The 25277-nt window shown below is 42.6% G+C and carries 25 protein-coding genes and 2 pseudogenes; 10 read left to right on the top strand and 17 right to left on the bottom strand.

The features are described from left to right. Positions 1–297: 297 nt before the first annotated feature. The 5 genes from recO to DQN70_RS07115 are packed head-to-tail and all read right to left on the bottom strand — an operon-like array spanning position 298 to position 3819. Positions 298–1032, bottom strand: a complete 735-nt coding sequence (recO, locus tag DQN70_RS09720; protein ID WP_042225947.1) for a DNA repair protein RecO — start codon at positions 1030–1032, stop codon at positions 298–300. A 36-nt stretch (positions 1033–1068) separates the two neighbouring features. After that, a complete protein-coding gene (locus tag DQN70_RS07130) occupies positions 1069–1767 on the bottom strand; it encodes a YjjG family noncanonical pyrimidine nucleotidase (protein ID WP_023940443.1) in 699 nt (232 codons plus the stop codon). A gap of 1 nt (position 1768) precedes the next feature. Further along, entirely contained in the window at positions 1769–2626 is an 858-nt protein-coding gene (locus DQN70_RS07125; protein WP_023940445.1) for a Cbp1 family collagen-binding glycoprotein adhesin, read from the bottom strand. A gap of 28 nt (positions 2627–2654) precedes the next feature. Continuing rightward, on the bottom strand, positions 2655–3326 hold the full coding sequence (rsmI, locus tag DQN70_RS07120) for a 16S rRNA (cytidine(1402)-2'-O)-methyltransferase (RefSeq protein WP_023937772.1): 672 nt from the start codon (positions 3324–3326) through the stop codon (positions 2655–2657). A gap of 22 nt (positions 3327–3348) precedes the next feature. After that, on the bottom strand, positions 3349–3819 hold the full coding sequence (locus tag DQN70_RS07115; protein WP_036888756.1) for a hypothetical protein: 471 nt from the start codon (positions 3817–3819) through the stop codon (positions 3349–3351). A gap of 301 nt (positions 3820–4120) precedes the next feature. Between DQN70_RS07115 and DQN70_RS07110 the strand changes: the two genes are divergently transcribed. From DQN70_RS07110 to DQN70_RS09535, 6 genes are all read left to right on the top strand, one after another. After that, complete coding sequence (locus tag DQN70_RS07110; RefSeq protein WP_023937774.1) at positions 4121–5656, top strand: hypothetical protein; 1536 nt, start codon at positions 4121–4123, stop codon at positions 5654–5656. Between the two features lie 62 nt (positions 5657–5718). Continuing rightward, positions 5719–6186 carry a type II 3-dehydroquinate dehydratase gene (locus DQN70_RS07105; protein ID WP_023940448.1) on the top strand — a complete coding sequence of 156 codons (468 nt, stop codon included), beginning with the start codon at positions 5719–5721 and terminating at the stop codon, positions 6184–6186. After that, positions 6173–7597 carry a pyruvate kinase gene (gene pyk, locus DQN70_RS07100; RefSeq protein ID WP_023937777.1) on the top strand — a complete coding sequence of 475 codons (1425 nt, stop codon included), beginning with the start codon at positions 6173–6175 and terminating at the stop codon, positions 7595–7597. The genes DQN70_RS07105 and pyk overlap by 14 nt, the downstream gene beginning before the upstream one ends. 55 nt (positions 7598–7652) lie before the next feature. Next, complete coding sequence (locus DQN70_RS07095; protein ID WP_023940450.1) at positions 7653–8180, top strand: LemA family protein; 528 nt, start codon at positions 7653–7655, stop codon at positions 8178–8180. A gap of 48 nt (positions 8181–8228) precedes the next feature. Next, positions 8229–9314 (top strand): DUF3137 domain-containing protein, encoded by a 1086-nt coding sequence (locus DQN70_RS07090; protein ID WP_023940452.1) that lies wholly within the window; start codon positions 8229–8231, stop codon positions 9312–9314. Positions 9315–9414: 100 nt separating this feature from the next. After that, positions 9415–9891: a hypothetical protein gene (locus DQN70_RS09535; protein ID WP_023937780.1), complete on the top strand. Its 477-nt coding sequence runs from the start codon at positions 9415–9417 to the stop codon at positions 9889–9891. A 928-nt stretch (positions 9892–10819) separates the two neighbouring features. On the opposite strand, the gene DQN70_RS07080 is transcribed toward DQN70_RS09535, so the two are convergent. Further along, a complete protein-coding gene (locus DQN70_RS07080) occupies positions 10820–11776 on the bottom strand; it encodes an NAD-dependent epimerase/dehydratase family protein (protein WP_023937783.1) in 957 nt (318 codons plus the stop codon). Between the two features lie 199 nt (positions 11777–11975). Here DQN70_RS07080 and DQN70_RS07075 point away from each other — a divergent pair, with 199 nt between their 5' ends. The 4 genes and pseudogenes from DQN70_RS07075 to DQN70_RS09620 form a co-directional block, all read left to right on the top strand. Further along, entirely contained in the window at positions 11976–13748 is a 1773-nt protein-coding gene (locus tag DQN70_RS07075; RefSeq protein ID WP_145980606.1) for an AAA family ATPase, read from the top strand. A 37-nt stretch (positions 13749–13785) separates the two neighbouring features. Next, positions 13786–14391, top strand: coding sequence for a riboflavin synthase (locus DQN70_RS07070; RefSeq protein ID WP_023937785.1), 606 nt, complete (start codon positions 13786–13788; stop codon positions 14389–14391). Further along, positions 14391–14942, top strand: a complete 552-nt coding sequence (locus tag DQN70_RS07065) for a nitroreductase family protein (protein ID WP_023937786.1) — start codon at positions 14391–14393, stop codon at positions 14940–14942. Before DQN70_RS07070 ends, DQN70_RS07065 begins: the two co-directional genes overlap by 1 nt. Before the next feature lie 379 nt (positions 14943–15321). Continuing rightward, a pseudogene (locus DQN70_RS09620) lies at positions 15322–15526 on the top strand (ISAs1 family transposase); the annotation flags it as partial. 11 nt (positions 15527–15537) lie between these two features. Here DQN70_RS09620 and DQN70_RS07055 read toward each other — a convergent pair. The 11 genes and pseudogenes from DQN70_RS07055 to DQN70_RS07005 form a co-directional block, all read right to left on the bottom strand. Further along, positions 15538–15683: pseudogene (locus DQN70_RS07055) on the bottom strand (transposase); the annotation flags it as partial. A 123-nt stretch (positions 15684–15806) separates the two neighbouring features. After that, complete coding sequence (locus DQN70_RS07050) at positions 15807–16805, bottom strand: malate dehydrogenase (protein ID WP_023937789.1); 999 nt, start codon at positions 16803–16805, stop codon at positions 15807–15809. Positions 16806–16867: 62 nt separating this feature from the next. Next, positions 16868–17500: a LolA family protein gene (locus DQN70_RS07045; RefSeq protein WP_023940461.1), complete on the bottom strand. Its 633-nt coding sequence runs from the start codon at positions 17498–17500 to the stop codon at positions 16868–16870. Between the two features lie 46 nt (positions 17501–17546). Continuing rightward, complete coding sequence (locus tag DQN70_RS07040) at positions 17547–17918, bottom strand: thioesterase family protein (RefSeq protein WP_023940462.1); 372 nt, start codon at positions 17916–17918, stop codon at positions 17547–17549. 79 nt (positions 17919–17997) lie between these two features. Continuing rightward, the gene (locus DQN70_RS07035) at positions 17998–20487 is read right to left on the bottom strand and encodes a DNA translocase FtsK (RefSeq protein WP_023940463.1); all 2490 of its coding nucleotides are present in this window, start codon (positions 20485–20487) and stop codon (positions 17998–18000) included. A 217-nt stretch (positions 20488–20704) separates the two neighbouring features. After that, on the bottom strand, positions 20705–21265 hold the full coding sequence (locus DQN70_RS07030; protein ID WP_036888769.1) for a hypothetical protein: 561 nt from the start codon (positions 21263–21265) through the stop codon (positions 20705–20707). Between the two features lie 556 nt (positions 21266–21821). Further along, complete coding sequence (locus DQN70_RS07025; RefSeq protein WP_023938641.1) at positions 21822–22367, bottom strand: 2-oxoacid:acceptor oxidoreductase family protein; 546 nt, start codon at positions 22365–22367, stop codon at positions 21822–21824. A 22-nt stretch (positions 22368–22389) separates the two neighbouring features. Next, entirely contained in the window at positions 22390–23154 is a 765-nt protein-coding gene (locus DQN70_RS07020; RefSeq protein ID WP_023938640.1) for a thiamine pyrophosphate-dependent enzyme, read from the bottom strand. 21 nt (positions 23155–23175) lie between these two features. After that, complete coding sequence (locus tag DQN70_RS07015) at positions 23176–23358, bottom strand: hypothetical protein (protein ID WP_023938638.1); 183 nt, start codon at positions 23356–23358, stop codon at positions 23176–23178. A gap of 47 nt (positions 23359–23405) precedes the next feature. Next, positions 23406–24488, bottom strand: coding sequence for a 3-methyl-2-oxobutanoate dehydrogenase subunit VorB (locus tag DQN70_RS07010; protein WP_023938636.1), 1083 nt, complete (start codon positions 24486–24488; stop codon positions 23406–23408). A gap of 28 nt (positions 24489–24516) precedes the next feature. Further along, positions 24517–24744, bottom strand: coding sequence for a 4Fe-4S dicluster domain-containing protein (locus DQN70_RS07005; RefSeq protein ID WP_023939507.1), 228 nt, complete (start codon positions 24742–24744; stop codon positions 24517–24519). Positions 24745–25277 lie beyond the last annotated feature (533 nt).

The raw sequence follows: 25277 nt of genomic DNA, 5'->3' as shown, positions 1-25277 counted from the left end.
CTATTATCTTTTACTCTTTTATTGGAAAGAAAGTTGCATAACATAACTCATGGGCATAATACCCCCTTATGGTGAGCTTCTTCATTCGGATCATATCAAAGTCTTCCTGTAAACAGAGATCCTATGGGCTTCTTACATATCACCGATAGCGCAAAAATACAAAGAAAAAAGCCTTGTATGACTGATTGTTTACTGTATTATTACTCTTTGGTGATATGATCCTCGAAATCGTCTATTCAACATCTTCTAGTGTGAAATTCTCAACAAACTTTAGAAATACCCTGCATTTTCGCTTAGTCAGTTGAAAAGTTCGGATAAGATGGATAAGGTTCGAAGTTCTCCAAATGGGGGAAGATGGAGCCGGTAATAAGCCAATAAATACTCAAGAATCTCTCGTCTTTCGTTTCTTGAATACTGAAACAAATGCATATTGACGTAATTAATTCGAGCAAATAAAACCAATGCACTTCGTCTCCGTGGAGGAATAGAAGGCCCGGCCGGATGAGAGAGAGAGTAACAACTCTCTTTCAAATCAAAAAAAATCGGACCATCCGATATGGGAGAAGAGAGTATATCAGGGGAGAACCCCAAAAAGTCCAGTAATCGAAGAAGGAAACACAGATGAAAGTTAGCCGCAGATTTTTCTGTGCTATCCAAAAAGGATAGGGATGCAGCTATAAAGTCATATAAATTGGCTTCCGAAGGTAATCCTCCGAGTATTCGGTGCAAGAGTTCACAAACAAAGAGAGAGATGCTCTGCTTCACAGGATCCATTCGTAGTAGAGGCATCGGATTTATTACCTGTACCTGTGAAAGCCTGCAAAGGTCGTTATGTCGACGAATATCTGTCACGAATTCAAGTTCGATGGGTGGGGAAATCAAAGAAGAGAGCCGCCCTCCTCTCCGACTCCCCTTAGCCTCCGGAAAGATGCAACTAATTTTTCCAGCTTCTCTGGAATAGAGATGCGCAATACTGTTTGTATCATTGTATCGAAAGCGATGTAGTACAATCGCACGGGTAGTGATTTGCACGGAGGATATAGGTGTGTAAAAGGGTAGTGAGGATCTCTACAATAATTCAAGGAGTTCTGTCAACTGTTGCACCTGATGTATAGGGCGTCTGATTTCATCCTGTGGCATCTCAAGCTTATAAGGGTTGTACCAGATAGAAGCTATTTTGGCATTGTGAGCACCCACAATATCTGCAGCCCAACTATCTCCGATCATTAAAGTTTCCTCTCGCAGAGCAGAGCAGCAAGACAGAGCTCTATCGAAGATCCTCTTGTGAGGTTTATTGATCCCTACATCTTCAGACAAGACCATGTGGTCTACGTATGTAGCAAGTCCGCTGTTTTCCAGCTTGGCTCTTTGTATCTCTCTAAAGCCATTGCTGACAATGCAAATCTTATAATACCTGTGTAAATAGGGCATCACTTCGAGAGCTCCGGGGCAGGTACGTGTTTTTTGGGCTGTACGGGATAGGAAATCATCATTGTATTGCAGTATCTCACTGTCTGTTGGATCTATCACTCCCTGTAACGGTTTGCGAAATCGATTCAAAGTGAGTGTATGTTTATCTATCAAACCTCTCCTGTATTCGTCCCAAAGACAATCATTTATTCGGTAGTAGGAATCGAAGAAAGCCTCAAAAGAAGCAAAATGCTGTCCCCAATTCCGGGCAACATATAGCTCTTTGAGGCTTTCTTTGTTGTTGTCAAACGTGTCCCAAAGGGTATCGTCCAGATCAACAAAGAGCGTTTTGATCATATTACTTCACTTTCACAATCAAGATCTTGGATACACTCCAGAACTGTTTGGCGTCTTTGATAATGATAGAAAGTTCACCCTTGTTTCCTGCACGCAATTCATAGGAAGAAGCCGGGTGAGAAGTAAGTAATTCGGCCTTCTTCGCTTGCAGGGCAATTTGATTGAGTTCTCGCAGGTCAGCACTACTGAAATAGCCCATATTGGCCTTATCAGTTACTACCTTGCCATCTTTCAGCAATCCCATATCTTTCAGGTCTCTTGCCGTACCAATCGCATAGCGCACTGTGTTAAGTTCCCTCTCCTGTGCCATTAGCTCGGTTCTCTGTGAGGCATTCTCTGCAGCCATATCGTTGAGATGTGCATTTTGAAGACCTATGATAGAGTCTTGCATACCGATGTACAAATTCTTGCGAACAAGCTCATCGTTCAGATGCTGTATTTCAGCCGTTTTGTCTGCAAACTGTTTTCTCAAAGAAGCCAAAGTACGTTGCAAGCCCTTGTTCTCTCGTCCGAACTTTTCGATCTGTTGGGATAGCTTCTGGATGTTTTCTCTATTGGATTGGAGTTTCTCATTGATTAACTGCATGTTATCTCTAATTCTGTCTCTCTGACTTTTCTTGAAGTCTCCGCTTATAGGATTTACATTGATCATACCTTCCATTTGAGAAATCTCCTGGAAGTTCGTCAAGACAGTGCTAATCAGAGAGTCCATCTCTCCCAGTTCGGCTTCATGAGCTGCGTTGATAGCAAATACGCTGTCGTACTGAGCTTTGAGTTCTTTGTAAGCCGATGAATTTCGACCACAAGACGAAGTGAAGGCTGCCACTAAAGCCAAGCCAAAGATTACTTTCTTGTTCATAACATCTTCTTAATTTGGGGTTTCGTTCTTATTTCTTTCCTCCAATAACGAGTACAAACTCGCCACGTGGAGGAGTTTCACTAAAATGAGCAATCAACTCCTCTAGAGAACCTCTCTTTATTTCCTGATGGAGCTTTGTCAATTCTCGACAGGCTGCTGCAGGTCGTTCCAAACCACAATGCTCTGCCAGCTGCTGCAAGGTCCGTAACACTCGGTACGGAGATTCATATATAACCACTGTGCGAGTTTCTTCTGCCAAAGAGACCAAGCGAGTTTGCCGACCTTTCTTCATGGGCAAAAATCCCTCAAAGACGAATCGATCGCATGGTAGGCCAGAAGCAACAAGAGCAGGTACAAAAGCACAAGGACCAGGCAAACAATCCACTTCTATCCCTGCTTCAGCACAAGCTCGACTCAGCATGAAGCCTGGATCACTAATCCCTGGTGTCCCTGCATCACTAATAAGAGCAACTTCTTCACCAGCTTCAATGCGTTCTATTACTGATTGTACAGTGCGGTGTTCATTAAACTTATGATGGCTAAGCATGGGCTTGTGTATACCATACTTCTGCAACAAAACAGAGCTGGTGCGCGTATCCTCAGCCAATATCAAATCGGCAGAACAAAGCACCTCCACAGCTCTGTATGTCATATCGGACAGATTGCCGATAGGAGTTGGTACGATTACAAGTTTAGCCATACTGCAACTATTAAGGGTCTTCTTAATGGAGACCCGAGTAATAACGGTCTATAGCCCCCCGTAGTATGCTCCATACCGAACTATCATCTTTCAGACCCAATGCCCGAACATGCTGCAATGCTTCGATACCGGAAGAGGATGCCGAAATCTTGATCTGAAAGTTTTGCAAATTTTCCTCTCTATTATCGAAAACCTCTTTCACTACGCTATAGTAGTCCACTATTGGTAAAAGAGCTTTGAGAGAAAATGTAGCAGGAAGGGAGACTTCCATTGTATTGCTCTTCTCTTCTCCGGAGTAGCAAACTCGCGAACCGATAGGGAATGTTTGCGAAGTATTTATACCCTTTTTCCCCAGACAAACTTGGGCCAGTGCGCCACACTGCGTGGCAAAGGCCAAAGCCAATCCTTGCAACTTCAACAAATCCTCCACTCCATAGTCACCATTTTTCAAACTTTCAGTGGCCAAACGAAGCATCTCTTCTACTTTTTCCATCCTATTCATCCAACACTACTACCGGTTGAGACTACATGTTATACAAATGTATCAAAAATAATTTCAGCACATGGCTCTCTAATCATTATTTGGCGTACACAATCATTTTAGACTCAAAACAAGCTATTAAGGGGTTGTAAGCTATTTGATAACCACCATAAAGGTGATATGTCTTTGTCTTCTTTATAGCTTGGTGCCACCATACTTTTCATACATTTGTCTCAGATGTTAAACCCTGAAAAACCATCATGTGCAAGACAGCCCAAAAGGCTAACTATAGAAAAAGTAGAATCTCTGACCTATGAAACAATACCTATCTCTACTCTGTACTTTCTTTTGTTTTACCTATATGGCATTCACACAGTCAAAGTCGAATATCAAGAAAGAGAACTACTCCGTGCAAATAGGAAACTTCAAAATCGTGCCGGCAGAGCAGACTGTCTATGAGAAAGAATATACATCGGGAACAGATATGGATTCGGATGGGAATGTAATCCATTGGGATGGATATAGATACGTACCCTCTCGAACTGTGAACTTTGGAACAACCAAACTTATCGTTGCAGGAAGTATCATTTTCTTCAAAGAACTTTTTCCAATACATTCGGTAGACCCGACTACTTTGTGCCTAATCTTTCAATCATTTGGATATGAATCCAACTATACCTACCTCTTGTCTCCATTTGAAAACATCGTATATCTGCTGGAGGGGGATATGCGAGCTCCTTCAAAAATCGATATTTCCGGATATACACATATCAGACAATTGCTTTTCAAAGATGAAAGAGGGAAGCTCTTCTTTATACCCATGAGAGAGGGAAAGCTATTGGAAGTAGATATCTCTCTGGATGAAAAAAGTCTGCAACATACGGCAGGAAATTTCTATTCGGACAAGAATGGATTGTACTATTTGGGAGAAAACACTAGGTGTCAATTGGAGAAAAGCAATGGAAGGAATCTTCGCCCCATTTTGTACGAGAAATATTTTGTGTACGGAGATGCCGCATATCCTTATGTCTGTGATGCCGATCCAAAAAGATTTAGGCTGAATGCAAAGACCACGCAAAAAGTATCCACTGTATATGATACTTATCTGGGTGATGATAGTAAAATATTCAAGCTATCAAACAACTTTTCAAGAACCATCTCCCCCAGTCTCATAAAACCCTGGAGAATGGTTGAGAAAGGAAGACCTCAGGCCCCTTTCCACAAATGGCAGTTCATAGATATACTCACGGTCAGAGGAAACAAAGAAGGTAATACCTTGTATTTCTCTTCACCCGGGCATTATGCCAATGGGGGGAGCTACTATACACTGATAAAGACTCCGAGCGGATTTTATGGACTGACCGGTTCTTCAGAACATTTAGAGGCGAAAGTAATTGATCAGGTAATGATTTATGATGCCAAGAAGAAAAAGCATGAACCGATTGAAATAGAGCAGTACAAGAGGCTTACAGCAAACTTCTATTTGTATAAGGGGAATCTATACGAGACTGATGCAAACCTTGTCGAGACAAAAGTCGATATAAAAAAAATGAAAGCCATACTTGCCAACAATCAAAAAACTGATTTCTATACTGATGGAAAATATCTCTTAGGAGGGTATAATTTGTGGCATAAGGAGAAGATGCAAGAAGGGAGGTACAAGTTTTCCGAACCTCTATTCAAGGATGTCGATTGGGAGACATTGCATGTCGTAAATGAGAAAATGATGATAGACAAGAATAACCTCTATCAGGAAAGTAGCTCCATACTCAAAATAATCCCTTTAGAGAAGATAGAGATACCGGTATTAGTAATCCTGGAAGCGAAAACCAATGGGCTTGGGTATTGATTAAAAAGCAAGATTGGGAATGCTCTTAAAGATTATCTTTGTGGCAATAAGCAAAAAATAGAATGACACCTGAATATCTGCTTATACTCAATGGCCCAAATCTAAATGCTTTAGGAAGGCGCGAACCTGACATATATGGTCGGAGAGATTTCGACTCCTACCTTGCAGAGCTTCGTCAATGCTATCCTCAGACCAAAATTCTTTACTACCAAAGTAACCACGAGGGAGCTCTCATAGACAAACTCTACGAAGCAGAGTCTAATCCCGGCTGTTTGGGCATAGTCCTCAATGCCGGAGCTTATACGCATACATCATTAGCTTTGGCTGATGCTATACGCTCCATTGTGCTGCCGGTGATAGAGGTGCACATCAGCAATACAGCCGCACGAGAGGAAATTCGTCAATGTTCTCTCATTGCCTCTGCTTGTAAGGGGACGATTACAGGTTTAGGTTTAGAATCTTATACATTAGCTGTCCATTATTTCCTACATCTGTACTTAAACAAAGAACAAATACATGAAACAAACTAAGATTGTAGCAACAATCTCTGACCTTCGTTGCGAAAAAGATTTTCTGACCCGGCTGATAAATGCCGGAGTAAATGTTGTACGCCTCAATACAGCTCATATGGATGAAGAAGGAATGGATCGTATCATTGATAGGGTACGATCCATTTCTTCTTTTGTGGGAATCCTCATGGATACCAAAGGACCGGAGGTCCGTACTACCACAGTAGAGTCTCCGATAGTCTATAGAGAGGGCGATAACTTCTACATAAAGGGTGATCCAAGCTCCATTTCTACCAAAGAGTGTCTCTCGGTGAACTATACCAATTTTGTGAGAGATGTAAATGTTGGCAGTTGTATTCTTATCGATGATGGAATCTTGGAAATAGAGGTCCTCGAACGAATTGAGGACCGGCTCTATTGCCGTGCACTTAACGATGGGGAAATCGGTAGTCGCAAGAGTGTGAATGTGCCAGGAGTACGCATCAATTTGCCCTCACTGACAGAGCGAGACAAACGGTACATTGATTATGCTATCAGAAAGGATATAGACTTTATTGCTCATTCCTTTGTTCGCTCGGCTCAAGATGTTTTGGACATTCAGAAAATACTGGATGCTGCTGGCAGTCACATCAAGATCATAGCAAAGATTGAAAATCAGGAGGGGGTGGACAATGCAGACGAAATACTGAAACACGCCTATGGTATGATGATCGCTCGTGGGGATTTGGGGATAGAGGTACCACAAGAGAAAATCCCAGCTCTGCAACGGCAACTCATACGAAAATGTGTAGAACACCAAAAGCCCGTAATCGTAGCCACACAGATGCTGCATACAATGATAGAAAACCCACGTCCCACACGAGCTGAAGTAACTGATGTGGCTAATGCTATATATTATCGTACCGATGCGGTGATGCTTAGTGGAGAGACAGCCAAAGGACGCTACCCCGAAGCTGCAGTAGAGACAATGAAACGTATTATCCTCGAGGCTGAGAAATCTAAACTTGAAGCCAATGACATACGAGTTCCATTCGGGAACGATGATTTGGATACAACTTCTTTTCTTGCTAAACAGGCTGTGAAGTCAGTTGCCAAATTAGGCGTAAAAGCGATTGTTACAGATAGTTTTACTGGTCGAACAGCCCGAGTCTTAGCTGCTTTTCGAGGAAAAGTCCCCATCTATGCTATATGCTACAATGAACGGGTAACCCGACAACTCACTCTCAGCTACGGGGTGTGGACTTCCTACCAGCCATTGGAAAAAGGTTCTTTGGAAAACCTGTCTGCAGCACTAAAACATCTGATTCTGGAAGGTATGATCAAACCCGATGATCTGGTGGCTTATATCAGCGGACGTCCTGGGAGAGAAAGTTCAAGCACAGGTCTGGAGATAGATCAAGTATGCAACCTGATAGAACGGAAATGCTGGTAGAAGTTCTCCTGCACCATCATGCTTTTTGATTAACAGCTAAATACATACATGCTAAATGAGTTCTTCTTTACTTCTTCCCATCACAGTTGTTTTGTTGACTATTATACTTTGGGGGATTTATACCTATAACAAGTTGATTGCGAGACAAAACAAACTGGAACAATGTGAGAGTGGTATTTCAGTTGCTTTGAAACAGCGGAGCGACATGATTCCTGCTCTTGTTTCTTCCGTTAAAGGATATGTTGGATATGAAAACAATCTTTTGAAGAAAATAACTGAATTGCGTTCCCTTGCCGCTGAAACGATGAGGAAAGAGGAAAAACAGGGGCTTGACACGGCTCTTTCTCAAGAACTATCAAAACTCCCAATCTTGGTAGAAAAATATCCGCTACTGAAAGCTGACACCCAATTTCTCAAATTGGAAAATTCGATCGAGGAGGTGGAGGATCGATTGCAGGCTATCAGAAGAACATACAATGCGGCAGCCGTCAGTTATAACAACACAATTCGTATGTTCCCATCAAACATTGTGGCTTCTCTTGCCAAACACAAACCCGTACAACTGATACAGATTCCAGAGTGAGAAAAAAGTACCTCTTTCCTAACAGATATGACACCAAGATAAAGGCTTATGGAAACAGGAGACAGAATACAAAAACTCGACAGAGAAATGTCGGACATCCTGAACAAAGCAAGACGTACCCGACATATTTTCGTTGTTGCCAGAGCTATTTCTTTTGGCTTATCGCTTTGTTACATCCTTTTCTGCATTTCTGCAGTATTCTTGGGTAATTATATCCTTGCACATGATTACGAGGCAAATCCTTACCCCAGCTTTTGGGAGGCCAACCGAGCTTTGGTTATAATACTCCCAGCATTTCTCCTTATTAGTATAAGTGCCGGTGTACTCCCAAGTCTGTACAAGCAAATCAGCAAGACACAGCAGGCGATGATCCAAAAAGTGATTGCCTGTTTATATCCTGATGTTGAATGTTCTTTGGGACATGCACCTTTCAGCAGAAGCAAAATTGTCGGCAGCCTCCTTTTTGGAAGAGCTCACATCAAGTCTTGTCACAGCTATGGTTATGTAAAACTAGCCTCAGCTGATGGTTCCCCCACCATTACGGCCCACGATATTGTTATTCCGTCATTTGGCAAGACTGCGACTTTAGAAAAGAGTCAAATCGGAGCATTCTTAGTAACGATCAAGTATTTGCTGGAAAATATCGTTTCTCCCTATCCTGATGCAGGATATGGGGCAAAAGGAATGTTTGTACAAATCCCTCTGAATCGATCTTTTGAGGGGAAAGTAATCATCTTACCGGATCATATGGAGGAAAAGATTGATTACTTGGCACAAGCGATCCAATCTCTCAAGAGTGTTCATGGTAGCAAACCGGTATTCATGGAAGATCCGGAGTTTGAAAGAAAGTTTGTAGTCTATTCAGATGATGAGATTTTGGCTCGATACATTCTCACCCCATCTATGATGCTACGGATAACGGCTTTGAGAAATCAATATGGTCGAGATATAATGTGCTCTTTTGTGAGAAATACGTTTACTTTGTTTGTCCCTATCCCGGAGGGTTTCCTCTCTCTGCATGGAAAGCAGACGAAAAAAACATCCCCAATAGGAGAATTGTCCGCAAGTATAGAGACAACGAAAAGTATAGTGCAAGAGCTGAAATTGAACAGCAGAATATTTACCAATCAATAAAACTTAAAGTAAAATGGAGACAAGCACAAATTCAAGCAACTATCCTGAGAGTTTGTATCAGTATTATGTCAACAGTGACAAATTTGAGAAGAGGACAAACATGATCAAGAAAGTCATATACTATGCCTTGGTCGCTCTGTGTGTCATTCTATTGATTATGCCATCCCTACTGCCTCTCTCATCTCTTTTGGTGAGAATTCTGGCTGTTTTGGGGATATTGATTTTTGGTTTTGCCGCTTACTTCGGAGGGGAAGACTATTTCAATATTGCCTCTGGAGGGAAGATTACCCAAAGTGCAATCAAAAAATTCGATAGAAACTTGGTGAACGAAGCCGAAATCATGAGAATGTTCGATGAAAATGACTTTGAAGGTCTTGCCGATGCTCCTGATGCCCACAATAATCCTCTCCAGTTGTATATCCATGAGGATGCGAAGGGTAAAGTTTTCTATCTGCAATTGATGAAATACTTTTCCCCTTCAGACTTTAGAGGAATAACTGAAGTAAAAGAAATATCGGAACCTTTGTACTCACAGGTATATCCCATTATCAAGAGTATTAAGAGTACCCCTAGATAAATACCTTTATGGTAGAGGATAGCAGTTTCTGCTCCTATCTTCTCGTTATTCTCCACACTTCAGAATCAGAAGTCTGAAGTGTGGAGAGTTTTTTTCTCCTGTTTGGAAACCTAAAAATCAATACCAATGTAGCGAGAGTCATATTGTGTGTGATACGTAGAGATTTGTAGAGGTAAAGTGATCGGGAGAGAGGAGGCTTTATAAACATTCCACTATACAGTAGCTCTCAAATTGAGCTCTGTCATCTATTGAGACTATTGCACAAGGCACAGTATCCTTTTCCAACATTGCGTAATGTATATTCATGTAAAAACGATCGAAGATCTAAGCAAGAAAAAAATCAAAGAAAAAGGGCCTGAATATTGGACTCAATATTCTCCCTTTTTGGGGAGGTGAATGCTCTTCTAAAAAGCCCTATTCATCGGGATTCTGAGAGGGTCGAATTTCTCTCCTCAGAAAAATTTTGCTAACACAGGAGAGAGATTTTTTTTCCTCAGGAGAGAATTTTTGTTTTCTCCCGTGTCACGAAAAAATAGAACCCGTAGAGGACAGAAATGAGAGAAAAATTAAAGACGAATAGGTCTCTTTTCAGGCCCTAAAAACCAATAAGTGGTTTACATAAATAGTATAAAAATGATGGAAAAACACATCTTTTTGAGCTAAAATCATATCTGGAAAGTTGTCAGGGGAAATACGACCCCAAATCTGCATCTCAACACTTTACTATAGGTTTATTCCGTAACCTATTTACCTTATCTCCCTGGGGGGAGGCTTTCTGCATCTCTCAGAACCTGCGAAATACCTTGAATAGGAGACATAAAAAAGCAGCTTACTTGGGAGTTTTCCCCAAGCAAGCTGCCTATTATTCTTTTCTCGGAAACCTCTACAAACGTCCTGTAGAGAGAATGAAAAAGAGGAGACTTTTTTATTATTTTCCGAAACGAGCCTTTAATACCTTGATCATGTCTTGCGACATACTATCCAGGTCATATTTGGGAGCCCAATCCCATTCTGCTCTGGCACAACTATCATCAAGAGAGTTTGGCCAAGACTCTGCAATACCCTGACGCAAAGGGTCTACATCATAGAGCATCTCGAAATCGGGTATAATCTTCTTGACTGCTGCTGCAATATGTTCTGGAGCAAAGCTCATTGAGGCAATGTTGAAGCTATTACGGTGCTTCAATCGAGTCGGGTCTGCTTCCATCAGTTCGATAGCCCCATTCAGTGCATCGGGCATATACATCATATCCATATATGTACCCTGCTTTATGGGACAAACAAAGCGTCCTTCTTTCACGGCTGCGTAGTAGATATCTACTGCATAATCCGTTGTACCACCACCCGGAGGTGTCACATTAGATATGAGTCCGGGGAAACGTACGGATCTGGTATCTACACCAAAACGCTTGAAATAGTAGTCGCTGAGCAATTCTCCCGAAACTTTTGTCACACCGTACATCGTCTTAGGACGCTGGATTGTGTCTTGAGGTGTTTTGTCTTTGGGAGTATCATCGCCAAATGCTCCGATAGAGCTTGGAGTGAACACTGCACAGCCTTTTTCTCTGGCAACCTCAAGTGTATTGAAGAGACCACCCAAACCAATGTGCCACGCCAATTGGGGCTTATTTTCGGCTACAGCTGAGAGTAGAGCAGCCAAATTGTAGATCGTATCTACTTTGTACTTATCCACAGCCTCCGCAATATGGGCTGCATTGGTGATATCGACTACAGCAGAAGGGCCACTCTCAAGCAACTCGCCTTTAGGCTCAGCCCCGGGAATATACCCTGCAACTACGTTGCCGTTGGGATAGCGGCGTCTTAACTCCATTGTCAGCTCCGAACCTATCTGTCCGGTGGATCCGATAATAAGGATGTTCTTCATTATTTGTTTTACCTGATTAGTTAGATCAATTCGACTGCAAAAGTACAGAAACTCTATATACCTATTTTGATATGTGGCAAAAGATTATGCGATCAGACTAAAGATTTTTGTTCTTATTCCCCTCTTTATCTCTCTCTTTCGTGTTCACAGTTATTTGAGAGGCAATATCCGCAAACCTTTGTTTGTACCTTTGTGCCAAATGCCTGCCAAAGAAAAAAAAAATACAGTACCCGGATTACTCTCTCCTGATCCCGAAAATGCAGAGATGAGTTATGCCTTACAGTTAGTCAATTCGACTAACTGCAATGTTTTCCTCACAGGTAAAGCCGGTACGGGAAAATCAACGCTGCTTCGTTACATCTGTGCAAATACCAAGAAACAACATATAGTACTCGCTCCAACTGGATTGGCAGCTCTTAATGTAGGTGGGCAAACCATCCACTCTTTCTTTCATCTTCCTTTGGAACCTTTCTTACCTGATGATTTCAAGATCATCAAAACGATGACAAAAAGACTTAAAGCCGATGAGAAAAAGATATTGCGCAAGGTGGAGCTAATCGTAATAGACGAAGTATCTATGGTGAGAGCCGACTTGGTCGATGCGATGGATAAGGTATTGAGAAAAGTGAGAGGGAAACCTCTGCTTCCATTCGGCGGAGTACAGCTTTTATTTGTCGGAGACTTATACCAGTTGGAGCCCGTGATAAGTCCGGACGAAAAGGAAATCCTCGATCGTTTTTATCCCAACCAATACTTTTTCTCTGCCAAAGTCTTTTCCGATGCAGCGATTGTTCCAATCGAATTAAAGACCGTATACCGGCAAGAAGATTCGGGCTTTGTACAGCTCTTAGATAGGATCCGCATCGGGATGCCAACCCAAAGTGATGTCGATATGCTCAATGGACGCTTCATACGAGATTATCGGATCAATGAGGGGGAGATGATTATAACCCTCTGCAACACGAGAAAACGAGTGAATGAGATCAATGAGTATCACCTGTCTCGTCGAGAAGGAAAAGAGGTTATTTGTTTGGGGATTATCAATGGTGAAATGCCAGAACGGACTTTGCCAACAGATTTGGAATTGCGCCTCAAACTAGGGGCTCAAGTGATTTTCGTGCAAAATGACCCAAATCATCAATGGGTAAATGGCAGTGTAGGGGTAATAGAGGAGATCGATGATGATGTCTCTTCTATTATCGTAAAAAAAGAGGATGGACATACAGTGCGAGTGTCGATGTCTGTATGGAACAACGTAAAGTATAGATATGACGAAGAGACGCAAAGTATAGAAAGCGAGGTAATTGGTAGCTTTCAGCAGTTCCCTCTTAAATTGGCTTGGGCTATTACGATACACAAAAGTCAAGGACTTACTTTCGATAGGGTAGTCATAGATTTCTCCGGAGGGAGCTTTGCGGCGGGGCAGGCGTATGTAGCTTTGAGCAGGTGTCGATCTCTGGAAGGTATTGTTCTGCGACTAGCATTCAATCCCTTCGGTATAATTGTGAGGAAGGAGGTAATTGATTTCTATCGCACAGCTAACAACCAAGAGCAAATCTCTTTGGCTTTGATACAAGCCGAAGCCGAACGCAAATTCGTACATGTGGCCAGACTATGTAATGCAGGCAAACTGGAAAGTGCTTCGCTTCTATTTGCTGAGGCTTTAGGAGAGGCGAATATCTTTACAGATCGGCTTCCGAACCGCTTGTTGCGCTACAAGTTGGGCAAACTAACTACAATGCAACAAGAGCTACAACAGCTCCGCGAGCAACTCAGAGAGCAGGAGCTGTTGCTTCGTAGTTTTGCCGATGAATTTACCGATATGGGGCAAATGTGCATGGAAGTAGGGGAGTACGAAGCTGCATTGCGGAACTATAAGAAGGCATTGAAACTCAAACCGAAGAGTAGAAGAATCAAACACTCTTTGGCCAAAGCCCTGGAGCAGATCAAACGAGACAATCAACAAGAATAAAGAGAATACAAACTAATCCTAATATCAATCAGAAGCTATGTTTTCAGGTATTGTAGAAGAATGTGGTCGATTGGAGGCCATCGAACGCAACGGTACAAATATAGATCTCACTCTCAGTTGCAGCTTTGTATCAGAGTTGAGTATTGACCAGTCTATTGCCCACAATGGGGTTTGTCTCACCGTGGTGCGCAAGACGGAGAGCACCTACACGGTGACAGCCATTCAAGAAACTTTGGATCGCTCCAATTTGGGATTACTGAAAGTTGGAGATGCTGTAAATCTCGAGCGTTCAATGCTCATAGGAGGACGTCTCGATGGGCACATCGTGCAGGGGCACGTAGACCAAACAGCCAAATGTGTGGATCTGAAACAATTGGATGGCAGTTGGTACTATACTTTCGAGTACGAATTAGATCGGGAAATGGCTCGTAAAGGCTATATGACAGTGGAAAAAGGATCTATAACCGTGAACGGAGTAAGTCTCACTGTTTGTGATTCTGAACTGCAATCTTTCCGGGTCGCTATTATACCTTACACACACGATAACACCAATTTTCGTGATATAAAGGTTGGATCGGTCGTTAATCTAGAGTTTGATATTGTTGGCAAATATCTAAGTAAGATGCAGGCTTATCTTCAATAATGAAACAGGATACATACATATATGATCTGATCAATAGGCGACAGAGCGACAGGGCTTACGATACTCGTCCGGTGGATCCGGAGGTAATAACTCGCATTATGCGAGCTGTTCGTTTGGCTCCCTCTGCGTGTAATTCTCAGCCATGGAGCTTTGTTGTGGTAACAGATGAGGCCAAGCGACACGAGATTGCTTCAGCCTGCAGTTCCAAATTGCTTGGTCTTAATCATTTCTCCTACCAGGCTCCAGTACATATCATTGTGGTGGAGGATCGGGCTAACTTTACGGCTGCCATGGGCAATCTAATCAAGAAAATGCACTTTGCTCACTTCGACATCGGCATTGCTCTATCTCACCTAACCTTGGCGGCTACAGCCGAAGGGCTGGGTAGCTGTATTCTGGGATGGATAGACGAGAAAAAGATCCGAAAAACTCTGGGTATCCCCGATTCTAAACGGGTGTTGTTTGATGTCCTACTTGGTTACTCAACCGACCCCTCTAGAGAGAAGAGACGTAAAGGGTATGATGATATCATTCATCTGGAGAAGTGGTGAGTACTTGGCTTATTTGTAAGGGTCATTGTATGGAATCTTTGTAAACAAGTCAGACAGTAGACACAAAAAAGGACCTGCCTCACACTCTAAATCCCCATTCAAAAGGGAGAGAGAGTTTTGAGGCAGGTCGGTTTTTCTTGCTTAGGCTAGATTGCCTAGCCTTTTTTAGCGGGAAAGCATTGGCAAATGGTGCCCGCTTACCATTTTGATAAGCACTCAATTCTCTCGATTACTCGGTATCTTTTTGTCGATCGCTCGGCATCTTTTCTGGGAAGCATCTAATGAGCACATCGAAAGCAACTAAGCTTTTGAGTGGTCTCTCAATGGCTTTTGGATTTCCTTTTGCTATGGACAAATCTTTCGTTATCGAAGTAAGTTGATAGAGAATAGGTTGCGCCACTCTTCGGCTCTGGATGTCTCGTGCGAGAGAACGAAGAATATAGCGTAGATTATGGATAGCATTCAAGAGATCAGCTTTACTCATTATAGAGCCACTGAAAAGCAATATGAAGTCTTCAATACCTCGTATTCAGAAGAAACTGGTTCGAGTCAACCCACGACAACCATGCTCAATGCGATTTTGATGCGGGAGCTAAGCTTTTTCACTCCATTGCTCCACGACGGATTCGTCCGAGAGATTACGAAGATATCCGAGAAGCAACAATCCACACATCGAATGAATTGGCTTCCAGGGCGACCATTGTTCTGATAATACAAAGGCTCGAAAGTCGTATCGAATTGCCCCTTTAATCATGAAAATCTGCAAGTCTCTTAGTATAGGGATAAGAAAACTTGCAGATTTATCAAAGGAGTTTTGTAGAATAATTCGCTGAATATCAGAAAAGTTATTTAGGGAATAACTACTTACAGATTGGGGTTAATTTTCCCCCATTCTTCTGCAGGTGGGATAATGCCCATGGCGATTACTTCGTCCCGGAGTTTGCTCAGATGCAAGTAGCTCTTTTTGAGTTCCTGTATCTCTGCATCTGTTCCTTTGATAGGAGCAAAAGAGACACCATTGCTATCAATATGGGCCTCCATAGCCATCATAATGTGTTGGAAATCGGGGATATTCACATAGCAACCTGCTGGCCAGCGGAATGCTTCGCCTCCCATTGCTGCCCTGATCATTTCAATAGACACATAGGACGGGCTTTGGAAAGACGATCTGCCACGGAGCTTGATAATGTTGGCACCTCCTTTAATTACTCTTTGTTTCAGAGCAACCCATTCCTCCTCTGTAAGTTTGTCAGTACCGATCAAATCAGTAAGAGGCCGTCCATCTACTTGAGCAGTGCTGGCAAATACGGCCATCTGTTCCCCATGACCTCCATAGGTGCGACAATTGGTAACCTTACTTTGTTCTATGCCGAAGTGTTTGGCCAATTCGCTCTGTAATCTGGTGCTATCCAATCCAGCTAGAGTAGTAACTTGTGAGGGTTTGAGACCGCTTTCGATAAGTGTTATAAGCCCCGTTATGTCAGCTGGGTTGAAAATAATTACAACATGTTTTAGATCTGGGCAATAAGCCTTGATATCTTTTCCCAGTTGAGCCGCTATGGTAGCATTCCCTTTCAGAAGATCTTCACGAGTCATCCCCTCTTTCCGAGGTGCTCCACCAGAAGAAACAAGAAATTTAGCTCCGGTAAGAGCCTCTTTGATATCGGAGGTATAGGTAAGATTCAGGCCTTCGAAGCCACAGTGGCGAATCTCTTCTGCCACACCTTCGAGACCTTGAGAAAAGGGATCGTATAGGCAAAGATTCGGAGTTAGACGCATCATGGCAGCTGTTTGGGCCATGTTGGAGCCGATCATACCGGCAGCACCGACAATAGTCAGTTTTTCGTTTGTTAGGAAACTCATAGACGATTGACTTAAATTGAGTTTGGTTACTATATTCGTTCAGCTAAATTTTCTATTGGAACTTACCTGAGATCTATAATCTCAGCCTTTGGATAGTCTTTGGGATCAATCTTAAAGGAGTATTTTGCAAGACTTGGCATAGGAACAACTCCCATTATCTTGATGGAGATATAGCTCCTATCTGTAAGAGAAACCTTTATGTACAGGGGTAGATTATTTTCTCTATTGAGACAGACTTCTATTTGGGAGAAGTTACTCTTTTGTTTAGGTGTAAGTCCGATCACAGGGCCTAGTTTTGTTTCTGGCAAATCAAAGACATGAAATCCTCCATCGGGTTGATCAAGCAAAACCAGAGGATTTATTTGTGCCAGTTCGTCTGAGGTCGGAGATGAAATATTCAGTGTGTTATCCTCCTTATTGTAGAATGTCAGACTCTTACCATCATAGACAGCTGTTACTGCATCTTGCAAACGAAACTTTTTGCCCAACACATCCAAGCGACCTTTACTACTGCTTATTCCACGACCTCTATTGTCAAAGAAAGAGGATTCGTAGCTCACAGAAACACCTCTATTCATACCCAAGGCCGAAGCACTTTTGCGCAATAGCTGTACTGCATTCTGGGCGTAAGCTGCTGATAAGCTGGAGAATAGAATAATCATCCAGACAAGCAAAATATTTCTTTTCCTTTTCATGGATATTGGAAATACGTTGTTGATTAGAGCGAGGGGGATAAAAGAGTTAGAGCTTGCTCAAGAAACGCTCTCGATTCACTACAAAGCGCTCATGCGTCCCCTTTCCAATAAGACCATCTGGATCCCAAGCCTCTACATCGAAGCTGATCTTTCTGCCATCTATGGCCGTTACGGTAGCTGTTGCAGTAATTTCAGCTCCCAGTTTACTGGCTTTGCTGTGAGTTATATTCAGGGCAATGCCTACGGAAGTATCTTCGGCTGACAGATGTTTGCTAAGTAAAGTGAGGGCTGCCTGCTCCATGAGAGCGGCCATAGAAGGGGTGGAAAATACAGCCAAATCTCCAGAGAACATTGCTGCAGCTGTATTCTTTTCATTTACGAAAGTTGAGCAATTGTAAGTATCACCTATCTGTATCATTTTAGTCCTTCTCTGTTAGGGTTAGAGTCTTTATTTGTTCCTACGTTTAGTATCTATGACAATAGATGGAGTGTCAGATTTATTCTTCATCGGCATTTCCCAATATAGCTTCTAATCTCATTTCGTCTTGGATTAATACCTGTCGTGGCTTGCTCCCATCCTGTGCCGATACAATACCCATTGCCTCAAGTTGATCCATGAGACGTCCTGCTCGATTGTATCCGATGTTGAATCGTCGCTGAATGTTGGATGTAGAGCCGAGTTGTGTTGATACAACCATTCTTGCAACTTCTGCAAACATGGGATCGAGCTCTTGGTGAGAACCGCTCACGACTCTTTCCTCCTTCTCTACAGGAGCTTCTGGGAGTAGATAGGCTGAACCAAAACTTTCCTGCATACTGATTTTTTCTACAAGCTGTTCACTTTCCGGAGTATCCATAAAGGCACATTGCAGTCGGATTGTTTCTTTCCCTTGGTTGAAAAGCATATCTCCTCTTCCGACAAGTTGGTTTGCTCCATTTTGGTCGAGGATTGTGCGAGAATCCACTGCACTAAATACCTTGAATGCAATACGAGCAGGGAAGTTTGCCTTAATTACTCCTGTGATAATATCGGTTGTGGGCCTTTGTGTTGCAATCACCATGTGTATACCAGCTGCTCTCGCTTTTTGGGCAATACGTGTGATAGGCATCTCCACCTCTTTACCTGCTGTCATGATCAAGTCTGCAAACTCGTCTATGATCAGTACGATATAAGACATAAATTCATGCCCCTGCAGCGGAGAGAGTTTCTTTGCCTTGAATAGTTCATTGTATTCTTTTATGTTGCGTACCCTTGCTCTGGTGAGCAACTTGTATCTCTCATCCATCAGCACACAAAGGGATTTGAGAGTAGGGACAACCATAGACATATCCGTTACAATGGCATGTTCGGCATCAGGGAGTTTCGCAAGGAAATGTCGCTCTATTCCCTCATAGAGAGAAAATTCCAGCATCTTCGGGTCTACCAACACGAACTTGAGCTCTTCAGGCCTTTTTTTGAACAACAAGGAAGCTATCATAGCATTTAACCCGACTGACTTGCCTTGACCTGTTGCTCCTGCTATCAAGAGGTGAGGCATTTTTGTCAGGTCAAACATAAATACCTCATTGGTGATTGTCTTACCGATGGCTATAGGCAGTTCAAACTTTGATTCTTGATACTTCTTTGAAGCCAATACCGAGCGCATCGGCACGGTACGAGGTTGAGAATTGGGAACCTCTATCCCAATAGTTCCTTTTCCGGGCATAGGGGCAATAATACGTATTCCCTCACTTTTTAGACTCATTGCAATGTCATCTTCCATGGAGCGTATGCGAGAGATCTTGATGCCTGGCTCAGGGATTACTTCATATAGGGTGATTGTGGGGCCAACTGTCACCTTGGCCATGGAAACCTTTATCTTAAAACTATCCAAGGTGGATATGATTCGCTCCTTGTTGTATTCAATTTCCTTTTGGTCATACTGTGGAGCTGAATCTTCCGGCTCATTGAGCAATTCCACTGAAGGTATGGTGTATGACCTTAGGTGCATCCAACGGCCGGCTTTCTCCTGTTCTGCCTCTATATCTGAGAGATCGCAAGGCTCCTCTCCCTTTGCTATCTCAATCTCCACTCCATCTATCTGCATTTTTTCAGGTATGGGAGCCATTTGTGGAGAAGCTGACTGAATAGAACTCTCCTCTATAGTAGAAATACCTTTAAGCTTGTCCACTTCTCCAGAATAGTGAGATGAATCAAGTTCCGTGAAATCTGTTTCCAAACTCTCTTTTTTCTGATTTTCTCCAGCTCCGGAAAGGTCTTCGATTGGGAGTTCTGTTTCCTCTATCGAACCTACTGGAGAAGTCTTCTTGTTTCCTAATTTGGCTAAACTCCGATACCTGCGAATATTTTCTGTGCTATAGAATACACTTATAACGATTGCCAAAGAGCTAAGTAACAAGAGCATACCAGGAACGCCTATGTAGCCGTCCAATTTGCCTGCCCATAGCGATCCATGTGCTCCTCCCCACAGGATAAATCCATCACCTAAAAAGCGATTTGTAATCCAGCCCATAAGTAGCGATATGTATACGCACATTACAGAGGAAAAAATGATTCGACTAACGAGATTTATCTTGAAACGAGAGTTTTCGATTTTGTCGAATCCAATCAGTTTGGCTCCTATTGACAGAAGAAGAAAAAGAAGAAAAAAGCTCCCCAAGCCAAATTGGTCATTGATCAACCAATGAGATAGACGAGCTCCCATTGTGCTGCAAATATTATGTGCGGATTCCACCTCTGTGGGCTGTGCCAACCCTCTGTCAATCACCAATGACTGATCCATCCCTCCGGTGAAGAAGAATGAACAACACGCCAAAAATCCGTACAAGGCTAAGAATACGAGAACACAACCAACAATAAATCCAGTTATCGACCCTTCAGATACCGGCCATTTGAAGCCTTTGCCTCGTTTTGACTTTTGGGTATCTCGAGACTTTCCCTTATTGCTATTTATTTTCTTTCTGCCTGTATTTTGCCGATTTGCCATATATCACTCTTTGTATTTCATACCCACCCATCGGCTTCTGTAGAGAAGTTGGTATTAGTCTTGTTCCCTGTCGGGGCGGAGCCATGCAAAGGTACGATATTGGATCCGTTGAGTAAAAAAAAAGGAAACCTCCGGGCTTAGAAATCTGCCGTTGGTTTCCTTTTTGAATGAAAGAGATGAGCCAAGCTACACCTTTTCTTCTCCAAAGATTTAATCGTTATTTCATTTCATCTCTCATGGAAAAGAGTGCAGAAATAGTAACAGAAACTTTGCCCGGGATCGAAATCATAGGCTTACTCAAATTCATCTTGAACGAGATCTTGGCTTTTCCTCTTTTGGCAACTTCATTCAGAATAGTCTCATAAAACCTGATCTCCTCGGATGCCATGTTACCAATCCTCACAGGGCCAGACTCCTTAATAGATCCTACTGATATGGTTTGATCTGCACAAGCAACCTCCACATCACTCAATTCCACATCACCTGGTAGTTGGAAGTTGAATTCACGCATTGCGCCACTACTGATATCTACAGATATTTTCTCTATCCACCCATAGTTCTCCTTGCCTATTTGGGAGAGCTCTTTGAAATCATCTAAAGAGAACTCGATATAGTCAGAGATTTGTTTGTTACCTGCCAAATCCAGAGCCTTTGTACCTGTAGCAGCTATCTCTTTGGGAATTGTGTTCGGACGTGGAGTAGGGTCGTCACTACTACAAGCTGAGAAAGCCACCAACATCACCATGAGTGCTACAAATGACCATGCAAATTTCTTCATCTTCTTTTCCTTTCGTTTTTTACGTTCCTGCAATAGCCCAATGCTACCGCTCTCAGCACAAAATTAAACTATTACATCATATCTCCAATACCCCTCATATAATACAACGTTTATTTTCTTTTTGACATTTATCGGAATCTATAGATATGTGAGATTGGTCAAGTAAAATACATCCTCCAAAAATAAGATTACACTTAACTGATACTACACAACATACTGAGACAATGAAAGACTTTGGAGGAGCAGATTAAGAGGTTATGCTTAATTGATACTGCAAATACAATACTTGATGCTTTTTCATTAACGTTTGGGCTTGGCCTCATGCTCGAAGCTCTCTCCTTTCTCTTTTCATTCTCAATGCTTTTAATTTCTACATCCTGCAAGGCTCAGCCCTCAAAACATTGCCGAAAAGGATCCTTTGGTAGTTCATACAATAGGCTTTCTTCATAATTTTTTTGATCCAGAGAAAAAGAGAGGCCGACCCTCTAACGGGTCGGCCTCATCTCTATTGTTTGATTGTCAAAACAACCTACAAAAGGTTGTTGACTCAAGAGTCTTAATTAGTCTTGCGAATAATATCCATCCCTCTCTTGATGGCATCTTCATTCATCGGAATGAGTTTATGATGACGCTCAGGGAGAGACTTGCGCAGACCGGCAACAACACTTTCTATGGTAACCATGGGTGCAACCTTAAGCATACCCCCAAGTACAATCATATTGAAAGCTTTCTGGTTACCCATTGCCATAGACTCATCCGTAGCATCTACTTCATAAATGCTCACATCTGTACGAGATGGTTTGCGATGTATACCATTTGGATCGTATATGAGAATTCCTCCCTTCTTCACTTTAGGTTCAAATTTGTCCATAGAAGGTTGGTTCAATACGATAACGATATCATATTCATTCACGACTGGAGAGCTTACAGCATCATCGCTTACGATTACAGTTACATTGGATGTGCCACCACGCTGTTCTGGACCATAAGAAGGCATCCAAGAAACCTCTTTGTTCTCCATTAGACCGGAATAAGCCAGTATTTTACCCATAGACAGCACGCCTTGTCCTCCAAAGCCGGCAATCACTATTTCGTATGTCATAATATTGGGATTGTAATGATTATTATTCTATGTCTTTGAGATCTCCCAAAGGATATTTCTTGGCCATATGTTCTACCATCCATTCGTTGGAAGCCGAAGGGGACATTTTCCAGCCGGAATTACAAGTAGAAACAACTTCTACTACAGAGGTGCCCTTGCGATCCATAGAGTTTTGGAAAGCTTTCATGAGAGCTTTCTTTGCCTTACGAACAGCGGCTGCCGTGTGTACGGATTGACGTGTTACATAGCAAGTTCCATCCAATTGGGCGAGCAAATCAGAGATTTTCAGAGGATATCCGTTGAGCTCAACATTGCGCCCTGCCGGACAAGTCGCAGTGGGCATACCTTCGAGGGTAGTCGGGGCCATTTGACCTCCTGTCATACCATAGATACCATTGTTGATAAATACAATCACAATATTTTCACCACGGTTACAAGCATGAATTGTCTCTGCTGTACCAATAGCGGCCAAGTCTCCATCTCCTTGGTAGGTAAATACGAGCTTGTTAGGTAACAGACGCTTAGTAGCTGTTGCCAAGGCGGGAGCGCGGCCGTGAGCAGCTTCTTGCCAATCAATATCGATGTACTTGTATGCAAATACAGCACAACCTACGGGTGCTATACCAATGGCATCTTCGGTAAGACCCATTTCTTCGATCACTTCGGCAATCAGTTTATGTACTACGCCATGGCTGCAACCCGGGCAGTAGTGCATGTTTATATCATTGAGAAGTTCTGGCTTTTTGTACACCAAGTTCTCAGGCTTGATAATATCCTTGATATCCATTGTGTTTGATTATTTGGAGATTTAACGATTGAAATGATTGATCAGATAAGTGGCCACTCTCACTCCGATAGCACAAAACCCCAGAGTGACAAAAATCGCCGGAGTTTGTCTCCACAAAAAGTAAGACACAAAAGTGGCGACCACAAGTGTTAGGAACAATATTGTGAGAAATGTTACCAGACGACCGAGTTTGGGATTGTTCATCTTTTACCAAAGGGGTAGAGAAGTCGGACAACTTATAGAGCTATCATTTATTTTATCAGCTTGGCTTTGAGTGCCTCCAATACTTCATCGGGGGTAAATATCATACCTCCCATGCGCCCGTAGTGCTCTACGGGAACTTTTCCATTCACAGCCAAACGAACATCCTCTACCATCTGGCCAGCATTCAACTCCACAGAAAGCATACCCTTCACACGATTGGCATACTCAGCCAGTACCTTAGACGGGAATGGCCAAAGGGTGATCGGACGGAGCAGGCCAACTTTGATACCTTGCTCACGAGCCAGCTGGAGCACTTTCATACAAATACGAGCAGAAGAACCGAAAGCAACCAACAGGTATTCAGCATCTTCTGTCTGATATTCAGCATAACGCACTTCTTTGGCTTCGATTTCAGCATACTTAGCTTGGAAGCGTTTGTTGTTTTGCTCCATCACCGCTGAGTCAAGCTCAAGAGACGTGATGAAATTCTTCTCACGCATTCCCTTACGTCCGAGCGTTGCCCAAGGACATTCTGTACGTATTTCATCTTCTGTACGACGAGCCTTTTGTTCAGGAAGAACAACTTTCTCCATCATCTGTCCAATAATGCCATCGGACAAAATGAGAGATGGGTTACGATATTTGAAAGCCAAGTCATATCCCAACTCAACAAAATCTACCATCTCTTGCACAGAATAGGGAGCCAAAGTGATAAGTCTGTAGTCACCATGACCACCGCCTTTCACACTCTGGAAATAGTCTGCCTGACTGGGTTGAATTGTACCAAGGCCGGGGCCTCCACGCATCACATTGACGATAAGGCAAGGCAATTCAGCTCCTGCACAATAACTTATGCCCTCTTGCTTGAGGCTGACGCCGGGGCTGGAAGACGAAGTCATCACTCGCTTACCACAAGAAGCTCCACCATACACCATGTTGATGGCAGCCACTTCACTTTCGGCTTGTAATACGACCATACCTGTGGTGTTCCAAGGAGCCTGCTCTGTAAGCGTCTCCAACACTTCCGACTGAGGGGTGATGGGATATCCAAAGTATCCATCCGTACCATTCAATATAGCTGAATGAGCAAGGGCTTCATTGCCCTTCATCAATTTTACTTCTCCTGCCATGATTTGCAGCAATTAGCAATTTAGAAATTTACAACTTCACCTTATAGACAGTAATACAACCGTCGGGGCAAACAGTACCACAGCTTGCGCAACCGATACAATCTTCTGGATTTTTCATATAGGCATAATGATAGCCCTTGTCGTTCACTTCCTGCGGGTGCAGCTCGAGTACCTTGACCGGGCAAGACACAACGCAGAGATTACAGCCTTTACAACGCTGGGTATTTACCACCACAGCTCCTCTGATTTTAGCCATTATAACATTTGTGTTGTAATTGATATTCTGCCACCACTCAACGAATCGCCCGGATTTACCTATAGGTAGGTACCGAAAGAGCCCATCTTGTGGTTTTATGCGACCAAAGGTACCTATTCTTTGTATTACAACAAAATGAATTTGAAGACATTTCCATATCTGTATTGGGAAGCCATCTAGAAACATCTCATTAAGGAAAGATATATGGAGGTTGAAGTCTCTCTTTCTGTGGAGAGAGGCCATTCTTCATATTTTCCGGGTAGGATTTAATAGCCAAAATGCAGTAATAGTCCTTGTAAAAGAACGAAAAATCAATTTTGAGGACACTTCAAAGGAGCCGATGAATAGGGTATTCTGAGAGGATTCGAATTTATCTCCTGAGAGAATTTTTGCCAACACGGGAGAAAGTGTTTGTTTCTTCAGAAGAGAATTTTTACTGTTTTCGGTGATATCTGAGCTTGTCAGCATTGTGGTAATTCGCAAGTTGTAGATATGTAAATATGGGTCTAAGAATAAAATCGTAATGAATGCAG

The sequence above is a fragment of the Porphyromonas crevioricanis genome (assembly GCF_900476255.1).
Taxonomy (GTDB): Bacteria; Bacteroidota; Bacteroidia; order Bacteroidales; family Porphyromonadaceae; genus Porphyromonas; species Porphyromonas crevioricanis.
The sequence above is the reverse complement of the archived record's forward strand: the minus strand, read 5'-3'. Positions and strand labels throughout refer to the sequence as shown.